This is a genomic window from Janthinobacterium sp. BJB446, assembly GCF_002735655.1.
GTDB classification, from domain to species: Bacteria; Pseudomonadota; Gammaproteobacteria; order Burkholderiales; family Burkholderiaceae_D; genus Janthinobacterium; species Janthinobacterium lividum.
The window spans coordinates 530,003-547,971 of record NZ_PDZK01000002.1; the positions used below are offsets into that span (position 1 = coordinate 530,003).

The following is a 17,969-nucleotide window of genomic DNA, read 5'->3' on the forward strand; positions in this document are numbered from 1 at the left end:
CCGGAGTCGTCATGAAACGTCTGAAAGAACTCAATGGCAGCGCCGCCGAAGTCGAGGCGGCGTTCTACGATGCCTTGCACCGCGCCGACCTCGAAGCGCTGATGGCGCTATGGGCCGACGATGAAGAGATCGTCTGCATCCACCCGGGCGGCGCGCGCCTGATCGGCCACGCCGCCATCCGCGCCTCGTGGGAAACCATTTTGGCGGGCGGCGGCCTGCACATCGTGCCGGCCCAGCTGCATGAAACGCACAATCTGATGAGTTCCGTGCACACGGTGATCGAAGGCGTCACCCAGGAAGAAGGCGGTCCGGCGCATCTGCTGGCGACGAATGTGTATGTAAAAACGCCGCGCGGCTGGCGCATCGTGCTGCACCACGCTTCCATCGCCCCCGGCGGCGCACCGGCCGACGCCGCGGGGACGCAGATCCTGCACTGATGTCTTTGCCTCTTATCTACAACGCCCCGTACACCGCCCCGCTCTGGCTGCCTGGCGGCCACGCGCAGACGATTTATCCGGCCGTGTGCCTCGCCAAGCCGGCCGTGGCCTTCCGCCGCGAACGCTGGCAAGCGCCCGATGGCGACTTCGTCGACATCGACCTGGTCGACGGCCAGCCGGGCCAGCCCTTCGTGGTGTTGTTCCACGGCCTGGAAGGCTCGTCGAACAGCCATTACGCGCGCGCCCTGATGGCCGAGGTGGCGGCGCGCGGCTGGTCGGGCGCCGTGCCGCATTTCCGCGGCTGCTCGGGCGAAGCGAACCTGGCGCCACGCTTTTACCATTCGGGCGACGCGCAGGAAGTGGACTGGGTCGTGCGCACGCTGCGCCCGCGCGCCACGGGAAAATTTTACGCGGCCGGCGTGTCGCTGGGCGGCAATGCCCTGCTGTGCTGGCTGGGCCAGTCGCAGCACCAGGCCGATTTCATCGATGCGGCGGCGGCCGTGTCCGCCCCGCTGGACCTGGCGCAAGGGGGCAAGGCCCTGTCCTCCGGCGCCAACCGGCTCTACACGCGCATGTTCCTGAACACGCTCAAGCCGAAATGCCTGGCCAAGCTGGAACAGTATCCCGGCCTGTTCGCGCGCGACGCCATGCTGGCCGCGCGCGACTTGCACGCCTTCGACAATGTCGTCACGGCGCCCCTGCACGGCTACCGCGACGCCGACGATTACTGGCACCGCGCCAGCGCCAAGCACGTCTTGCACGACATCACCGTGCCGACCCTGGTGCTGAATGCGCAAAATGACCCCTTCCTGCCCGGGCGCTTCTTGCCGCGCAGCGCCGCGCCGCAGGTCACGCTCGAATATCCGCGCCACGGCGGCCACGTCGGCTTTGCCGCTGGCAAGTTGCCGGGAAGCACACGCTGGCTGCCGCAACGCCTGATCCATTTTTTTGAAGGCGGCAACACGGCGCCATCGGCGCCGCAAACCTGTCACGCTGACGGCACGCGCACTCACACGGAAAACGCTACACATGGATGAACTCGTCACGCAGGCCCTGGCCAAATGGCCGAACGTGCCCCACTGCTACGGCTGGCTGGGCCTGGACGCGCGCGGCCACTGGCGCATGCGCGACCAGCATGCGCAACAGCAACAACTGCCGGGCGACAAGATCGCCCACGTGGCCCTGTTGGGATTTATCAACCGCAATTACGATCATGACGAACGCGGTTGCTGGTTTTTCCAGAACGGCCCGCAGCGCGTGTATCTGAATCTGGAAGCGACGCCGTATATCGCCCGCAGCGACCCGCAGCACGGTTTTGTCTTGCAGACGGGTGCGCCGCTGGAACAGATCGAGCAAGCGTATTGGTGCGATAACGGCGCGCTGATCCTGCGCCACGGCGATATCGTCGCACAGGTCGATGACCGCGACATGGCGCAGGTGCTGCCTGCGCTGCGCCTCGACGGGCAAGCGGTGGGCGACGAAGCGCTGCTGGCCTGGCTGGAAGATGCGCAAGGCAATTTGATGTTATTGCATAACGGCAAGGAGATTGCCGTGCAGCCGCTGGCCTATGCCAGCGTAGCGCAGACCTTCGGCTTCCAGCAGGCGCCGCAAGCCGAATAAGAGTCAGCCCTTCTGGTCCTTGATCTGTTCGCGGCGTTTTTCCTGCAATTCCCGCTCGCGCGCATCGATCACGGCCTGGTCATAAAAGGTCGCGTCCGTCGACTTGCGCGCGATCGTCAGCTGGTCCAGCGCGGCCATGGTGGCGCCCTGCAGCACGTAGGATTCGGCCAGCGCCATGTGCTGCAAGGTCATCTTGCCCTGGTCCGCATAGGCTTTCGCCAATAAATCGTAGAGTTCCGGCTCTTCCTTGTAGAGCTGCACCTGCTCGCGCAGATACAGGGTGGATTGCTCCAGCTTGCCGGCAGCCATCAGCGCTTCCGCATACTGGTGGGCAATGCCGCGCGAGAGAGGAAACTGCTGACGCGCAGCGTCCGCCGCCTTCAGGGCCTGTTGCGCCACTTCCTTCTTTTGCGCCGGCATCAACAGCACTTCCAGCGCCATCGCCGCCAACAGGGAATTGGGGTCTTGCGTGCCGCCCGAGGTAAATACATTCGGCCCGGCCGGCTGGTGCAGGGCCGCATTGGCCGCATCGAGTTCCTTTTGCGCCTCCGCCGGCTTGCCCTGCTTGACGGCAACGAAAGACAAGCCATAGTGGGCGGCCGTCACCTGGAAGCGGCTTTGCTGTTCCAGCTGCGTCTTGAAGACGGCCTTGGCGTTCAACAGGCCTTGCACGCTTTCATCCTGCAGCACCCGGGCGCGGGCCCGGGCCAGGTGAAAACTCAGGCTGTCCGCACGCTGCTTGTAGGGCTGTTCGCGGATGCGCGCCTGGATGTCGGCGATGCGTTCCGTCGTCAGCGGGTGGGTCTGCAGGTAGGCGGGCATCAGGTCGCTGTAAGAGCGGCTGGCCGCCTGCATGCGGCCAAAGAAGGCCACCATGCCGGTGGTATCGAAACCGGCCTCGCCCATGATCTGGAAGCCGATACGATCCGCCTCGCGTTCGGCGTCGCGGCCAAAATTGAGCTGGCGCTGGATGGCCAGGCCCTGGCCGGCGGCAAACACCCCCATCGCCACGTCGCCGCCTGCCCGTGAAGCGAGCGCCGCCAGCAACATGGCCGCCAGCGGCATCAGGGCATCCTGGCGCTGCTGGCCCAGCATGCGCGCGATATGGCGCTGCGCCACATGGCCGATCTCGTGCGACAGCACGGAAGCCAGTTCCGCCTCCGTTTGCGCCGCCAGCACCAGGGCCGAGTGCACGCCGATGAAGCCGCCCGGCAAGGCAAACGCGTTCAGCTGGGGGTCGCGCACGGCAAAGAAGAAATAGTCGTAATTCGTTTCGCCGCGCACGCTGGGGCGCGCCGCCACGAGGGCGTTGCCGAAGGTATTCAGGTATTCCAGCAAGGGCGCGTCGTCGAGGTAGTCGCGGTCGCCGCGGATGCCGCGCATGATTTCCTCGCCGATCTTGCGCTCCATCGCCGGCGACAGGTCTTCGCGCGACGTGTCGCCCAGGTTCGGCAGGTTCGGCGCCGGCGGCACGGCCAGCGGCGTCCAGCTGCTGGCCGGCTTGGCGGACACGCTGGCAGCCGGCGCCGCTGGGGCGGAGGTATAGGTTTGCGCCAGCGCACAGGGCGCAGCGCAGCAGAGGATGGCCAGCACCGACGCGCGCCGTGAGCCGCGCAGCCATGCCGCAGCGGCGTTTTCAAGGACGATCGGAAGGGAAGTTTTTGAATTCACGGGTGCTATCATACCTTGTTCGCGGCACCCATTCCCACGCACCAAGCATGCGCCATGCCAGTGGCATGACGTCGTGGTCCGGCGTGCCGCGCCCCCACCCCTCACCTATTTTGACGCCATGACAACAGCAGACAAGCAAGCCCCCGCCGGGGAACTGACCCATTTCGACGCCACGGGCCAGGCCCATATGGTGGACGTGGGCAGCAAGGAAGACACGCGCCGCAGCGCCGTGGCTGCCGGCACCATCCGCATGCAGCCCACCACCCTGGCATTGATTATTTCCGGCACCGCCAAGAAAGGCGACGTGCTGGGCATCGCCCGCATCGCAGCCATCATGGGCGCCAAGCGCACCAGCGACCTGATTCCCCTGTGCCACCCGCTGGCCCTCACGCGCGTCACCGTCGATTTTGAAGTGGACGAAGCGGCCAACAGCGTGCACTGCCGCGCCCAGGTCGACACGACGGGCAAGACGGGCGTGGAAATCGAAGCGCTCACTTCCGTGCAGATCGGTTTATTGACGATCTACGACATGTGCAAGGCCGTCGACCGGGGCATGGTCATGACGAATGTGCGCGTGCTGGAAAAGCATGGCGGCAAGTCGGGCGACTGGACAGCGGCCGTGTGAGTCCCAGCGGCAAGCCACGAGTTGAGTACGCAGTACCGTCAGGGCGTTAGCTTGGCGGCCAGATGCACGCAGGCAGATGCATGGCGCTTCCCATGAAAAGAGCCAGGACCACTAACGCCATGGCGTGTATCGCCTGGCTAAGGGCACAGGGGCGCTGACTTCATGCAGATGTCATTCAAGAGCAGCTTTCACTGAATCGAGCCACATCGACGCCATTCTTTCTTGTCCTTTTTCGGTGAAATGACAAGCATCAAACCTGTACTCATCACCCAGCAAATTAGTGTTTGGTCCGGGATAACGCTTCAAATGAGGAGCATTGCCAAATACTAATTGAGCAGACTCGATATTACGGTCATATGCCATCCCGCAACGCGAATGAACGGCAATCATCCAGCGGTTTACCTTGACTTTACTATTGACGTAGTCAATTACCTCACCCAATCGTCGCACATATAAATCCTTATCTGTACCAAAATCCGAGGAACCCTGGTGCCAAAACGCAAAATCAAATTTAATTTCTTGCGCCTGGATTAATCCGATTGCACTGTTGAGTTTTCCAAATGCCACGCCACCTGCCTGCCAATCCGACACTTTGGTTCCCCCCACGCCGATCGGCATGAAAATCACTTTACGCGCGATACCGGCTCCAATCAGCTTTTTCCCCAGCGGCATCCACATTGATCCATTCTTACAATCGGCCCACTCAAAGGGATCGCTTGCGATTTTTATCACGCCATCTTTACCAACCTGAAATACATTATCCACAGCAGGATAAACATGTTCATTGCAATTCGACGATATCGATTGACCGATGACCAAAATTCGTAGTTCGGGCAAGGGATCAGGAATAACGGGGGTGACGGGAATGACTGGGATGATTGGTGGGACCGGGGTGACTGGGATGACCGGGGTAACCGGGATCACCGGAGTGACCGGAGTGAACGGCGGAACGGGGGTGACGGGAATAATTACAGGTGCGTCAGGCGCACTGCCAGTACCGCCGCCGCATGCGGCAATTACCAAAATACAAGATAGCCCGAGAAGATACTTAAACAAACGAAGATTTTTCATCATTGAAGTCATGTTGACATCCATAGAAAAACATCACGTCTGGCGCATACGGTGTTCGCAGGCGTCCACATTCAGGTCACCTTCCATGCAGCATGGATGAAGGGGATATTGCTCATACATCTCAGAAAGCACTAACAACACTCCTGAAATATATCGAATAAAAAAACGCTCTTTATTGAGAAAAATCGAAAGATATGTCTTATAGGAAAAAATGACATTGCTGTCTTCACATGAATCCATGCAAAATACAAAAACAGCAATAGAATAGAAGGTGGCAAGTAATAAGCAGGAAGGATGGGACTTGCAGACTTGCAGACTTGTTGACGCACTTGATAGGCAAGGCAGCGACTGCGAATAGCTGATAATCCACTGCATCAGCAACAACTTCAGATCACCAACAAGGCATTGACCAAAAGCCGTCATCAATACATGAATCAGTACACTTCATGAATCGGAAATCTATGGCAGGAAAACAAAAAGATGCTATATACATAGTCTGCCAAGCGTACCTGGCACTCAGTACCTTTAAGCGTCAAGGCCGATATCACAGGCAAGACGGGCGTGGAAATGGAAGCGCTCACTTCCGTGCAGATCGGATTATTGACGATCTACGACATGTGCAAGGCCGTCGACCGTGGCATGGTCATGACGAATGTGCGCGTGCTGGAAAAGCATGGCGGCAAGTCGGGCGACTGGCACGCCGAGGTGTGATTATTTTGCCTGGCGCGCAGGATGGAGCTTGACGCGGCGCAGGTCGCGCAGCAGCCAGGCACCACACAGCAGGCATAGCGCGATGACGGCCACGGACAGGGGCAAGTGGAACTGTTGCAGCCCCGCCAGCGCAAAGCCGGCGTGGATCAGACACGTTCCCACGCCCAGCACGGCGCATACTGCCGCATAGCGGGACGCGTGTCTGGTGTTCAGCAACACATGCCGGTAACCGGCCAGCACCACGGCAATCGCCGCCAGGTTAAACACGAGAAAACCCTGCACGCCGCCCGGCACATGAAACATCTCCCACTCTTTCCAGTAGGCAGCGTCGATTTGATGCAGGATCAGGAACAACATGGTCCAGAAGTAGCTGCGTTGCATAAGGTTTACGTTCGTCAATATTGACGCAATTGTAAAGCCTGAACCGCGTACCTGCACCTGCGCATGGCATTTTTCGATGCCAATATGAATTTCATTGATATAAATGCTTTTTCATTAAGAAATCATGCATACTGCGAGTCGTCCATATCCAGATGAGCATCGCATGACAAGCAACAAGCCCACCGCAGAAACCAAGCTCCAGGACTTCGAATTCGAGGCCATGAATCTGCAGGTGGGGGGACGCATCCAGTTCATCACGCACCGCACCATCAAACCCATCCAGCATTTCTCGACCGTGATCGGCTATGTGAAAGACGAGTACCTGATCGTCAAGATTCCCATGGAAAACGGCGCGTCCATCGTCCTCAACGAAGGCGACAAGCTGACCATCCGCGTATTTTCCGGCGTCACCGTCTGTTCGTTTTCCTGCAGCGTGCTGCGCATCTTTGGCCGCCCCCTCAATTATGTCCACCTGAGCTTTCCCGATGCCATCCAGGGCACCAGCCTGCGCACGGCCATGCGCGTGAAAGTGGAAATTCCGGCGCAGCTCAGCTATCGCGACGTGGCGGCCGTGCCCGTGTTCATCGTCAACCTCAGCGTCTCGGGCGCGCTGATCGAGGCGCCCAGCATGCTCACGCCCGATGACGAAGGCGTGGCACTGAGCTTTACCCTGCTGGTGCAGCCGAACAAGCACCAGATGCGCGTCAACACGCGCGCCCGCATCCAGAACGTCAGCGTGGGCAAGCCGTCGAATGGCCATGCCGCCGGCGTGGCGGAAATCTATACGTATGGTGTGCAATTCATCGATCTGGAACCGACCCACTACACCCTGCTGCAAAACCTCACCTATGAAGCGCTGATCGCGGACCGGCAAAAAATCGTCTGACGCTGGCGCGGCAGGCGCCACTTACAGCGTCGGCGTCACCTCGGGAATGTTGTTTTTGGTAATCGCTTCCTTCGCCGCCGCATTCGTCACGGTGGTGCTATTGAACCAGGTCAGGCTGCTCGTGCCCGGCTTCATGGTCATCGTCACGGTTTGTCCACCGATACCCGTGCCCAGGTCGGACGCCAGGGTCAGCACGATATCGCCCTTGTCCACTGTGGCGCTGGCCACTTCGCGCGTGGCGCTGAACACGGGGATGGTGCTGGGCACGGCCTGGGTGGGCGTGCTGCAGGCGGTGGCCAGCCCGCCGTTTTCCTGCACGCACAGGGCCACGGCCGTTTTCAAGGGGGCAGCGGCCGCCAGCACATTGCTGACCTTGGCCCGCATCGTGTAGTCGCCATATTGGGGAATGGCCACGGCCGCCAGGATGCCGGCGATGGCCACCACGATCATCAGCTCTATCAGGGTAAATCCGCTTTGCGCGCGCATCGTATCCTCCCATTGTGCATTGCTCACGCCGTGCATGGTGCAAGCGCCATGCCAGCGGCGCGCCCGGGCAGCGGCGGCGCACGTGGAAAGAAAAGCGACGCATTTGGGCCGTATCGGACCAGCACCGTCGCCCCCCGGCCGGGAATCGGCCTGTCTTGCGGACAAAAAAAAAAGGAGCCGAAGCTCCTTTTTTGTACTGCTATGACCAGGCTGGAATTACAGCATGGCTTTCAGCAGACGCGCCATTTCCGACGGGTTTTTGGTCACGGTGATGCCGCAAGCTTCCATGATTTCCAGCTTGGCTTGTGCCGTATCGGCACCGCCCGAGATCAGCGCGCCGGCGTGGCCCATGCGCTTGCCTGGAGGAGCGGTTACGCCAGCGATGAAGCCGACGACCGGTTTTTTCATGTTGTCTTTGATCCAATAAGCTGCGTTGGCTTCGTCCGGACCACCGATTTCGCCGATCATGATGACCGCGTCGGTATCAGGATCATCATTGAACATCTTCATGATGTCGATGTGCTTCAGACCGTTGATCGGGTCGCCGCCGATGCCGACTGCCGACGATTGGCCCAGGCCCAGCGCGGTCAGCTGACCCACTGCTTCATAGGTCAGGGTGCCCGAACGCGACACCACGCCGATACGGCCCTTCTTGTGGATGTGGCCTGGCATGATGCCGATCTTGATTTCGTCTGGCGTGATCAAGCCCGGGCAGTTAGGGCCCAGCAGCAAGGTTTTGCTGTTGGCTTTGGCCATGCGGTCTTTCAGGGCCATCATGTCACGCACAGGAATGCCTTCGGTGATGCAAATGGCCAGATCCATTTCAGCTTCGACAGCTTCCCAGATCGCCGCTGCCGCGCCTGCTGGCGGTACGTAGATCACGGAAACATTGGCGCCGGTTTCTTTTTTCGCTTCGGTAACGTTAGCGAAAATAGGAATGCCTTCGAAATCTTCGCCGGCTTTCTTCGGGTTCACGCCTGCCACGAAGGCAGCTTTGCCGTTCGCGTAATCGCGGCAACCGCGGGTGTGGAACTGGCCGGTCTTGCCGGTGATCCCTTGGGTAACGACTTTGGTATCTTTATTGATCAGAATGGACATGTTGATTCCTTAATTAAGCTTGACCGGCAGCAGCGGCAACGACGCTCTTGGCTGCATCTTCCATGGTGTCGGCTGCGATGATAGGCAGACCGGAATCGGCCAGCATCTTTTTGCCCAGGTCTTCGTTGGTGCCCTTCATGCGCACGACCAGCGGTACGTTCAGCGAGACGGCTTTCACTGCGGCGATAACGCCTTCAGCGATCACGTCGCAACGCATGATGCCGCCGAAAATGTTCACCAGGATGGCTTTCAGGCCTGGGTTTTTCAACATGATCTTGAACGCTTCGGTCACTTTTTCTGCCGTGGCGCCGCCGCCGACGTCCAGGAAGTTGGCTGGCTCGCCGCCGAACAGTTTGATCGTGTCCATGGTGGCCATGGCCAGGCCGGCGCCGTTCACCAGGCAACCGATGTTGCCGTCGAGCGAGATGTAGGCCAGGTCGAATTTCGACGCTTCGATTTCAGCTGGATCTTCTTCGTCCAGGTCGCGCAGGGCGATGATTTCCGGATGACGGAACAGGGCGTTCGGGTCAAAGTTGAACTTGGCGTCCAGAGCGATGACCTTGCCGCTGCCGGTGACGATCAGCGGATTGATTTCGGCCAGCGAGCAATCGGTTTCCCAGTATGCTTTGTACAGGCCTTGCAGGTTGACGCGGGCGTCGACGATGGAACCGGCAGGCACGCCGATTTTGGTCGCGATGTCGTCTGCCTGGGCATCGGTCAGGCCAACGCTCGGCTCGATGGTGACGTGGTGGATCTTCTCTGGGTGGCTCTCGGCCACTTCTTCGATGTCCATGCCGCCTTCGGACGATGCCATCAGCACGATTTTCTGGGTGACGCGGTCGGTGACCAGCGAAACATACAGTTCCTGTTTGATGTCGGCGCCTTCTTCCACCAGCAGGCGGTTGACTTTCTGGCCTTCGGCGCTGGTCTGATGCGTGATCAGCTGCATGCCCATGATCTGGTCAGCGTATTCCTTGACCTGTTCCATCGATTTTGCCACTTTCACGCCGCCGCCCTTGCCGCGGCCACCTGCGTGGATCTGCGCCTTGACAACCCACACCGGGCCGCCCAGGGTTTCCGCAGCCTTGACGGCTTCTTCGACGGACATGCACGGAATACCGCGTGGTACCGTCACTCCGAATTGCCGGAGGATTTCTTTGGCTTGATACTCATGGATTTTCATGCTGGCTTCCCTTCTGATACTGATGTGTAAAAATACGGTTAGTGGTGCAAAAAAAACAGGAAAGCGCCGGGGTCACGGCTTGGCTACCCAGCGCGGGTAATACTGTGCAACTGCCCCGCCATCCGTGCGCAGGGCGTGGCATTTGTCGAGTTGAAACGGCTTTTCATGCGATAAGTCAGCATTCGCACCGTCGCGGGTCGACCAGACATCGCCGGCAAATGCCTGAACCGTCGCAGTCGGCAAGACTTGCGCCAGTTCGGTCAAATGGGTACAGCCGGCGATTCCCGCCAGGCGCTGTTTCAAGTCGCGGCGGAAATTCTTCAATAAATTCAGACCGATCAGCGCCCTGTAAGCGGGGCCGATGGTATCGCAAAAACCGGGATAGGGTACGGCATCGGAGGCAGCCTCGGCCTCGACAATGTTCAGTTCGCGATCGACGGTAATGCGTAAATGGAGGTCATGCAGAGGGGCGCCGGCGGGACGGGGGCCGGAGGCCAGGGTCGCGTCATAGCTTTTGATATCGGTGATATGGGCGTCAATATCCCACAGGCCGTCGTCGCGCACATACGCTTGGACGTCGATAACACGGGAGTGCCGTAGGGCGCGCCGGGATACGGGAGTTGACAGGGGCATAAGACCGATGCCGCTTGCGCGGCCATAATTTAGTAAGCAGCCATGTGCCTAAAGCACTCTGTTCGCAGCTTCTACGAACAGCAACCGCACCTGCGGCGCCGCAAAAACCCTAAAAGTGTAGCACACTGGGCGCTGGTTGCGCCGCAACATAATTTTTCATTGCTTCGATAAAAACATTTCAAAGCATAAAGAATACACATGGAAATTGACACCATTATCACGGATGGTGATGATAGATATGGCCGATGGATGCCGCGACATACCTCAGATTGCCGCGCCGGCCCAGCCGACAGCAGCGCGGCCAAGCCCGGCCCCATGCAGCGCAACAATATGCCATCCGATTGCCAGGCGGATGGCAAGGAAAGTGAACTTACCAGTAACACAATGATCTGGAGCGAGCTTGCCTGACAAGCAAGGTACAGGGCAGCCATGAACTGTTGCAGATCGAACACAGCGAGACCGGGGCCAGCTGGACGGTCAGCGGCGCGCACCTAGTCGTCCTCGGGCTCCAGCCCCTTCAAGGCCACCTGCACGGCACGCTGGGAAAAACCGCGCTGCATCAGGAAGCGCATCTGCTTGTTGCGCTGCTCGGCATCCTGCGCCACCTCGCCAAATTTGCGGCGCCACACCTCGCAGGCACGCGCAACCTCCCCTTCGGCCAGGCCCGCCTTGAGTTCCTGCAGCGCCTCGCCACCGATGCCATGGCTTTGCAATTCCGCCATGATGCGGCTATTGCCGAAACGGGCCGAGCGGCGGTGGATCAGCGACTCGGAAAAGCGCTCCTGCGATAGCCAGTTCGCCTGCTCCAGGCTGTCGAGCAAGGCTTCCACATCATCGCCCTCCTGCGCATGGCGCTGCAGCTTGCGCCGCAATTCCATGCGGCTGTGTTCGCGCATCGACAGAAAGCGTAGCGCCCTGCCCTTCAGGCTTAGTTGTACTGCGGCCATACACCCACCTTGTCTTTTCATTCCACGATCAAGCCATCCAAACACAATCGCCGCCCGGCGCAACAGCGCGGGACGGCGATCGTGGTCATACTATGCGGCGAGCCGCGCGTAGGTCGGATTAGGTCCCTTGGGCCGTAATCCGACAACATTGTTGGCGTCTGATCCGACAACATTGTTGACGTCTGTGGTGTTGTCGGATTACGCGCGGCTTTGCCGCGCTAATCCGACCTACTCTGCCTTGGCTTCCGCAGCCTTGGCAGCCTTGTCGGCGGCTTTATCCGATTTTTCCGGCTTTTCAGCGGCCAGCGGCGGCAGTTCGCGCACGCCCAGCGAAGCGCGGACCTTGTTTTCGATTTCGCGGGCCAGCGCCGGACGCTCTTGCAGGAAGGCGCGGGCGTTGTCCTTGCCCTGGCCGATGCGTTCGCCGTTGTAGCTGTACCACGAACCGGATTTTTCCACGATCTTGGCATCCGAGCCCAAATCCAAGATTTCGCCTTCGCGCGAGGTGCCGGCGCCGTACAGGATGTCGAAGTGCGCTTCCTTGAACGGTGGCGCGATCTTGTTCTTGACGACCTTGACCTTGGTTTCGTTGCCGATCACTTCATCGCCGGACTTGATCGAGCCGGTGCGGCGGATATCCAGGCGCACGGAGGCGTAGAATTTCAGCGCATTGCCGCCGGTGGTCGTTTCCGGGCTGCCGAACATCACGCCGATCTTCATGCGGATCTGGTTGATGAAGATGACCAGGGTATTCGTGCGGTTGATGGAACCGGTCAGCTTGCGCAGGGCTTGCGACATCAGGCGCGCTTGCAAGCCTGGCAGGGAATCGCCCATGTCGCCTTCGATCTCGGCGCGTGGCGTCAGTGCGGCCACGGAGTCGATGACGACGAGGTCGACGCTGCCAGAACGCACGAGGGCGTCGCAGATTTCCAGCGCCTGCTCGCCCGTATCCGGTTGCGAGATCAGCAATTCATGCAGGTTCACGCCCAGCTTTTGCGCGTAACCGACATCGAGCGCGTGCTCGGCATCGATAAAGGCGCAGGTGCCGCCCAGTTTTTGCATCTCAGCGATGGTTTGCAGGGTCAGGGTGGTTTTACCCGACGATTCCGGACCGTAGATTTCCACCACGCGGCCGCGCGGCAAACCGCCCACGCCCAGCGCGATATCGAGGCCGAGCGAACCGGTCGACACGACTTGCACTTCTTCGATCGCTGCGCTGGCATCCATGCGCATGACCGAACCTTTGCCAAACTGCTTCTCGATCTGCGCCAGTGCGGCGGCGAGCGCCTTGGCTTTTTCCGATGCGGGTACTACAGCTTTTTTATCGTCCATATGTTCTTTCAGCCGTTCTACAGTTGCGGATTCACGTGAATCCCGCAGCCTGCGATAGCGCCAGTGGGTTAAATTCTTTACACAGACAGTACTGTATAAAAAAACAGTGATCAATGCAAGCGGAACGTGGATTTGTTTTGAAACAGATCAATACAAGCCTGGTTTCTCACAAAAACTCGCCACCTTGCGGAAAATGAAACACAATACAAACTTCTACCGCCGCAAGCATAGGAAGTGCACCATGCGTATTTTACTTGCCGAAGATGACAGCGTGCTGGCCGATGGCCTGACCCGCTCGCTGCGCCAGTCCGGTTATGCGATCGACTACGTCAAGACGGGCCAGGAGGCCGATACGGCGCTCTCCACCCAGGAATTCGACTTGCTGATCCTCGACTTGGGCCTGCCCAAGATGTCCGGCCTGGAAGTGCTGCGCCGCCTGCGCGCGCGCGCCTCGCTGCTGCCGGTGCTGATCCTGACGGCCGCCGATTCCATCGAGCAGCGCGTGAATGGCCTCGATCTTGGTGCCGATGATTATATGGCCAAGCCGTTCGCCTTGTCGGAACTGGAGGCAAGAGTGCGCGCCCTGACGCGCCGCGGCGCCGGCGGCGGCGCCACCATCATCAAGCACGGCCCCCTCAGCTACGACCAGGTGGGGCGCAGCGCCTACATCAACGACCAGATGCTCGACCTGTCGGCGCGCGAACTAGGCTTGCTGGAAATCCTGCTGGGCCGCACCGGCCGCCTCGTCTCGAAAGAACAGCTGGTCGACCACCTGTGCGAATGGGGCGAAGAAGTGTCGAACAATGCCATCGAAGTGTATGTGCACCGCTTGCGCAAGAAGATCGAGGTGGGCGGCGTGCGCATCGCCACCGTGCGCGGCCTCGGCTATTGCCTGGAAAAATACTCGGAAGCGGCGCGCCTGAACGCCGAAGCGGGCGAATCGGCAAGCCCGGCCAGCGGACCCGCCAGCAAGTGAAGGTGCGCGAGGCGCCAGCGGACGAAGCGGACGACGACGACTGGTTCGAGCCGCCCACCACGGAGCAGGACGACACCATCGAGCATTCGCTGTTTGGCGAAATCCTCGACTGGATGCTGGCGCCCTTGCTGCTGCTGTGGCCGATGAGCATCGCCATCACCTATCTGGTGGCCAAGGGCATCGCCAATCAGCCGTTCGACCATGCGCTGGAAGACAGCGTGACCGTGCTCACGCAGCAGGTCAAGCAGGCCGACGGCGCCATGCTGCGCCGCGTGCCGGAAAAGAACAGTAACACCAAGGGCCGCGACTTCCTGCGCGGCGACGATATCGACACCCTGTATTACCTGGTGGTGGGTCCGCGCGGCGAATACCTCGACGGCGACCGCGATTTGCCGCCGCCGCAGGATCCCGACAAATACCGCAGCGGCATGGTGCTGTTTCGCAACGACACCATCCATGGCACGCCCGTGCGCGTGGCGTTCAGCTATCTCGACATTCCGTCCAGCAACAACGACGAGCCGCAGCGCGCGCTGGTGCAGGTGGCGGAAACCCTGGAAAAACGCGCTCAGTTGGCCAATGAAATCATCAAGGGCGTGATCTTGCCGCAGTTCATCATCCTGCCCGTGATCCTGGCCCTGGTCTGGTTTGCCCTGGCGCGCGGCCTGTCGCCACTGGCACAATTGCAGGAACGCATACGCGCCCGGCCGCCCGACGATTTATCGCCCATCGAATCGGGCCAGGTACCAGAGGAAATCACGCCGCTGGTCGGTTCGCTCAACGAGATGCTGGCGCGCCTGTCGTTGTCGATCGACATGCAGAAGCGCTTCATCGCCGATGCCGCGCACCAGATGAAAACGCCGCTGGCCGGCATGCGTATGCAATCCGAGCTGGCGCTGCGCCAGACCGACCACGACGAGATCCACCGCTCGCTGCTGCAACTGGCGAAAAGTTCGGAAGCGGCCACGCGCCTGGTCAACCAGCTGCTGGCCTTGGCGCGCGCGGAAAACCAGCCTCAGGCGGGCACGGCGTTCGAACCGATCGAGCTGAGCGAACTGGCGCGTGGCGTGGTGCAGGACTGGGTGCAAGCCTCGTTTGCCCAGCATATCGACCTGGGCTTCGAGCAGCCCGCCTATGCGATCATGATTTCCGGCAATGCCATGATGCTGCGCGAGCTGCTGAGCAACCTGATCGACAATGCCCTGCGCTACACGCCGTCGGGCGGCAGCGTCACGGTGCGCGTGCGCAGCACCCTGGAACTGGCCATCCTGGAAGTGGAAGATACGGGCCCCGGCATACCGCAGGCCGAGCGGGCCCACGTCTTTGAACGCTTTTATCGCATTCTCGGCAGCAATGTCGACGGTAGCGGCCTGGGCCTGGCCATCGTGCGCGAAATTGCCCAGCAGCATGGCGCCGAAGTCGATATTTTTAACAATCCGCGCGCGCACTCGCCGAAGCTGCCGGGCACCCTGCTGCGCCTGAGCATCGCCTTGCTGTTGCCGGACGCGCCAGAAGAGGATGAGGTCACGTATGGATAAGCCCAGCCTTCCCGCAGTGCCGTTGCGCACGCCCAACCCCGAACTGCAGGCGCGCCGCGATATCCACTGGCGCAAGACGCGGCGCCTGACGGCCATCCTGCTGCTGGTCTGGTTGCTGACGGGCTTCCTGACCGTGTTTTATGCGCGCGAACTGTTGCACTTAAATCTGTTCGGCTGGCCGCTGCCCTTCTATATGGCGGCCCAGGGCGCCTCGCTGGTGTACCTGGCCATCATCGCCTTGTATGCCTGGCGCATGCAGCGCCTCGACCGGGCTTTTCATGCAGAGGAGCACGCATGAGCGACCAGCGCAGCTTCTTTGCGCGGCTGTGCCGCTACTACCTGCTGTTTACGGCCGGTTTCGCCGCCTTCCTGCTGGCCCTGTCGGTGCTGGAACAGGAAGGCATGCCGCGCGCATGGATCGGCTACCTGTTCATGCTCGTCACCATCACCCTGTACGCCACCATCGGCGTCATCAGCCGCACCTCGAACGTCACCGAATACTATGTGGCGGGACGCAGGGTACCGGCCATGTTCAACGGCATGGCCACGGCCGCCGACTGGATTTCGGCGGCCAGCTTCATCAGCCTGGCCGGCGGCCTGTACCTGAACGGCTTTGACGGCCTGGCCTTCATCATGGGCTGGACGGGCGGCTATTGCCTGGTGGCGCTATTGATCGCCCCCTACCTGCGCAAGTTCAGCCAGTACACGATTCCCGATTTCCTCGCCGCCCGCTATGGCAGCGGTACCGACAAACGGGGCGCCAGCGTGCGCGTGGTGGCCGTGGCCGCCACCATCATCGTCTCGTTTACGTATGTGGTGGCGCAGATCTACGCCGTCGGCCTGATCGCCTCGCGCTTCACGGGCGTGGATTTTTCCGTCGGCATCTTCCTGGGCCTGGCCAGCATCCTCGTCTGCTCCTTTCTTGGCGGCATGCGCGCCATCACCTGGACGCAGGTGGCGCAATACATCATCATCCTCGTCGCCTTTCTGATTCCCGCCATGTGGCTGTCGGTCAAGCATGCGGACAATCCCGTGCCGCAGATCGCCTACGGCAAGGTGCTGCCGCAACTGAGCGCGCGCGAACACGTGCTGGAAACGGACCCGAAAGAAAACGAGGTGCGTGCCATCTTCCGCCAGCGCGCCATCAGCTACCAGGCGCGTATCGACGGCTTGCCCGCCTCCTGGGAACAAGGCCGTCTGACGGCCCAGCGCCAGCTCGACAGTTTGCGCCAGCGCAATGCCTCGCTGTTCGACATCCGCAATGCGGAGCGCTACCTGATCGCCTATCCGAAAAGTCCCGATGAAGCGCGCGCGCTGTGGCAAGCCGCGCAGGCGCACAACCAGAAGCGCGCCGAGCCGATCATCCCGCATGCGCAGCCATTTCCCGCCGCCGACCGGGAGCAGTCCGACATCAAGCGCAACAATTTCCTGGCCCTCGTGTTTTGCATGATGCTGGGCACGGCCGCCCTGCCGCATATCCTCATGCGATCCTACACCACGCCGTCCGTGCACGAGACGCGCGTCTCCGTCTTCTGGACCCTGTTCTTCATCTTGTTGATCTACCTCACGATTCCTGCGCTGGCCGTGCTGGTCAAGTACGATATTTACTCGGCTCTTGTGGGCACGCAATACGCGAACCTGCCCACCTGGGTGTCGTACTGGGCCAACGTGGACAAGCTCAGTCCCCTGATCAGCATCGTCGACGTCAACCGCGACGGCATCGTGCAACTGGCGGAAATATCCATCGATGCCGACGTGCTGGTGCTGGCCACGCCCGAGATCGCCGGCCTGCCTTACGTCATTTCCGGCCTGGTGGCGGCCGGCGGCCTGGCTGCCGCCCTGTCGACGGCCGATGGCTTGCTGCTGGCCATTTCGAATGCCCTGTCGCACGACATCTATTACAAGGTGGTCGATCCCAGCGCCTCGACGCAAAAGCGCGTGACGATTTCAAAATTGCTGCTGCTGGCCGTGGCCTTCATCGCCGCCTATGCGGCCTCGCAAAAGCCGGCGGACATTTTGTCGCTGGTGGGCGTGGCGTTTTCCCTGGCCGCCTCGACCCTGTTCCCGCCGCTGGTGCTGGGCGTGTTCTGGAAACGTGCCAACTACCAGGGCGCGCTGGCCGGCATGCTGACGGGCTTTGGCGTATGCCTGTATTACATGCTGCACACCAGCACCATGTTGGGCGGTAATGCCAGCGGTCAATGGTTTCATATCGCGCCCATCTCCGCCGGCATCTTCGGCGTGCCGGCAGGCCTGGCCGCCGCCGTGCTGGTCAGCTGGCTGACACCGGCGCCGGGACGCCGCAGCACGGGGCTGGTCGAGCATATCCGGGCGCCGGAATAGCACCTTGCTGGTTGAAACGTACAAACAATGATAC

General features: G+C 60.7%; 19 protein-coding genes and 1 pseudogene. 11 read left to right on the forward strand and 9 right to left on the reverse strand.

The features are described 5' to 3' along the window. The first annotated feature begins 11 nt into the window (after positions 1-11). From CSQ92_RS18080 to CSQ92_RS18090, 3 genes are read left to right on the forward strand one after another with little or no spacing between them, the layout of a single operon-like run. The gene (locus tag CSQ92_RS18080; protein ID WP_034746103.1) at positions 12-437 is read left to right on the forward strand and encodes a YybH family protein; all 426 of its coding nucleotides are present in this window, start codon (positions 12-14) and stop codon (positions 435-437) included. Beyond that, positions 437-1,474, forward strand: a complete 1,038-nt coding sequence (locus tag CSQ92_RS18085) for a YheT family hydrolase (protein WP_099394963.1) — start codon at positions 437-439, stop codon at positions 1,472-1,474. Before CSQ92_RS18080 ends, CSQ92_RS18085 begins: the two co-directional genes overlap by 1 nt. Next, on the forward strand, positions 1,467-2,057 hold the full coding sequence (locus tag CSQ92_RS18090; RefSeq protein ID WP_099394964.1) for a DUF2946 family protein: 591 nt from the start codon (positions 1,467-1,469) through the stop codon (positions 2,055-2,057). The genes CSQ92_RS18085 and CSQ92_RS18090 overlap by 8 nt, the downstream gene beginning before the upstream one ends. A 3-nt stretch (positions 2,058-2,060) precedes the next feature. Here CSQ92_RS18090 and CSQ92_RS18095 read toward each other — a convergent pair whose 3' ends face one another. Then, positions 2,061-3,650: a beta-barrel assembly-enhancing protease gene (locus CSQ92_RS18095; protein WP_099395108.1), complete on the reverse strand. Its 1,590-nt coding sequence runs from the start codon at positions 3,648-3,650 to the stop codon at positions 2,061-2,063. Between the two features lie 196 nt (positions 3,651-3,846). Between CSQ92_RS18095 and moaC the strand changes: the two genes are divergently transcribed. After that, entirely contained in the window at positions 3,847-4,353 is a 507-nt protein-coding gene (gene moaC, locus CSQ92_RS18100) for a cyclic pyranopterin monophosphate synthase MoaC (protein WP_099394965.1), read from the forward strand. Between the two features lie 171 nt (positions 4,354-4,524). On the opposite strand, the gene CSQ92_RS18105 is transcribed toward moaC, so the two are convergent. Continuing rightward, positions 4,525-5,436 (reverse strand): sialate O-acetylesterase, encoded by a 912-nt coding sequence (locus tag CSQ92_RS18105; RefSeq protein ID WP_180277048.1) that lies wholly within the window; start codon positions 5,434-5,436, stop codon positions 4,525-4,527. A gap of 501 nt (positions 5,437-5,937) precedes the next feature. On the opposite strand from CSQ92_RS18105, the pseudogene CSQ92_RS18110 reads away from it, so the two are divergent. After that, positions 5,938-6,135: pseudogene (locus CSQ92_RS18110) on the forward strand (cyclic pyranopterin monophosphate synthase MoaC); the annotation flags it as partial. On the opposite strand, the gene CSQ92_RS18115 reads toward CSQ92_RS18110, so the two are convergent. Then, positions 6,136-6,516, reverse strand: a complete 381-nt coding sequence (locus tag CSQ92_RS18115; RefSeq protein WP_099394967.1) for a DUF6713 family protein — start codon at positions 6,514-6,516, stop codon at positions 6,136-6,138. Between the two features lie 163 nt (positions 6,517-6,679). On the opposite strand from CSQ92_RS18115, the gene CSQ92_RS18120 reads away from it, so the two are divergent. After that, the gene (locus tag CSQ92_RS18120; protein WP_070281685.1) at positions 6,680-7,402 is read left to right on the forward strand and encodes a flagellar brake protein; all 723 of its coding nucleotides are present in this window, start codon (positions 6,680-6,682) and stop codon (positions 7,400-7,402) included. 21 nt (positions 7,403-7,423) lie between these two features. Here the strand turns inward: CSQ92_RS18120 and CSQ92_RS18125 are convergent, their stop codons facing one another. The 4 genes from CSQ92_RS18125 to CSQ92_RS18140 all read right to left on the reverse strand — a co-directional run bounded on the left by CSQ92_RS18125 (position 7,424) and on the right by CSQ92_RS18140 (position 10,802). Continuing rightward, positions 7,424-7,888, reverse strand: coding sequence for a pilin (locus CSQ92_RS18125; protein ID WP_099395109.1), 465 nt, complete (start codon positions 7,886-7,888; stop codon positions 7,424-7,426). Positions 7,889-8,104: 216 nt separating this feature from the next. Continuing rightward, positions 8,105-8,986: a succinate--CoA ligase subunit alpha gene (sucD, locus tag CSQ92_RS18130; protein WP_034746085.1), complete on the reverse strand. Its 882-nt coding sequence runs from the start codon at positions 8,984-8,986 to the stop codon at positions 8,105-8,107. A 13-nt stretch (positions 8,987-8,999) separates the two neighbouring features. After that, positions 9,000-10,169, reverse strand: coding sequence for an ADP-forming succinate--CoA ligase subunit beta (gene sucC, locus CSQ92_RS18135; RefSeq protein ID WP_034788653.1), 1,170 nt, complete (start codon positions 10,167-10,169; stop codon positions 9,000-9,002). 72 nt (positions 10,170-10,241) lie between these two features. Beyond that, positions 10,242-10,802, reverse strand: a complete 561-nt coding sequence (locus tag CSQ92_RS18140; protein ID WP_034788654.1) for a DUF2889 domain-containing protein — start codon at positions 10,800-10,802, stop codon at positions 10,242-10,244. 198 nt (positions 10,803-11,000) lie between these two features. Between CSQ92_RS18140 and CSQ92_RS28805 the strand changes: the two genes are divergently transcribed. Beyond that, on the forward strand, positions 11,001-11,210 hold the full coding sequence (locus CSQ92_RS28805; RefSeq protein ID WP_143450386.1) for a hypothetical protein: 210 nt from the start codon (positions 11,001-11,003) through the stop codon (positions 11,208-11,210). An 83-nt stretch (positions 11,211-11,293) separates the two neighbouring features. On the opposite strand, the gene recX is transcribed toward CSQ92_RS28805, so the two are convergent. Both recX and recA read right to left on the reverse strand, forming a co-directional pair. After that, complete coding sequence (gene recX, locus CSQ92_RS18145) at positions 11,294-11,749, reverse strand: recombination regulator RecX (protein WP_070254658.1); 456 nt, start codon at positions 11,747-11,749, stop codon at positions 11,294-11,296. Positions 11,750-11,977: 228 nt separating this feature from the next. Beyond that, a complete protein-coding gene (recA, locus tag CSQ92_RS18150; RefSeq protein ID WP_099394968.1) occupies positions 11,978-13,081 on the reverse strand; it encodes a recombinase RecA in 1,104 nt (367 codons plus the stop codon). Positions 13,082-13,322: 241 nt separating this feature from the next. Between recA and CSQ92_RS18155 the strand changes: the two genes are divergently transcribed. From CSQ92_RS18155 to CSQ92_RS18170, 4 genes are read left to right on the forward strand one after another with little or no spacing between them, the layout of a single operon-like run. Next, positions 13,323-14,057, forward strand: coding sequence for a response regulator (locus tag CSQ92_RS18155; RefSeq protein ID WP_034746066.1), 735 nt, complete (start codon positions 13,323-13,325; stop codon positions 14,055-14,057). Between the two features lie 2 nt (positions 14,058-14,059). Continuing rightward, positions 14,060-15,592, forward strand: coding sequence for a sensor histidine kinase (locus tag CSQ92_RS18160; protein ID WP_373606051.1), 1,533 nt, complete (start codon positions 14,060-14,062; stop codon positions 15,590-15,592). Then, positions 15,585-15,890 (forward strand): DUF4212 domain-containing protein, encoded by a 306-nt coding sequence (locus tag CSQ92_RS18165; protein ID WP_070281688.1) that lies wholly within the window; start codon positions 15,585-15,587, stop codon positions 15,888-15,890. The genes CSQ92_RS18160 and CSQ92_RS18165 overlap by 8 nt, the downstream gene beginning before the upstream one ends. Then, complete coding sequence (locus CSQ92_RS18170; RefSeq protein ID WP_070281689.1) at positions 15,887-17,935, forward strand: sodium:solute symporter family protein; 2,049 nt, start codon at positions 15,887-15,889, stop codon at positions 17,933-17,935. Before CSQ92_RS18165 ends, CSQ92_RS18170 begins: the two co-directional genes overlap by 4 nt. Positions 17,936-17,969: the final 34 nt, after the last annotated feature.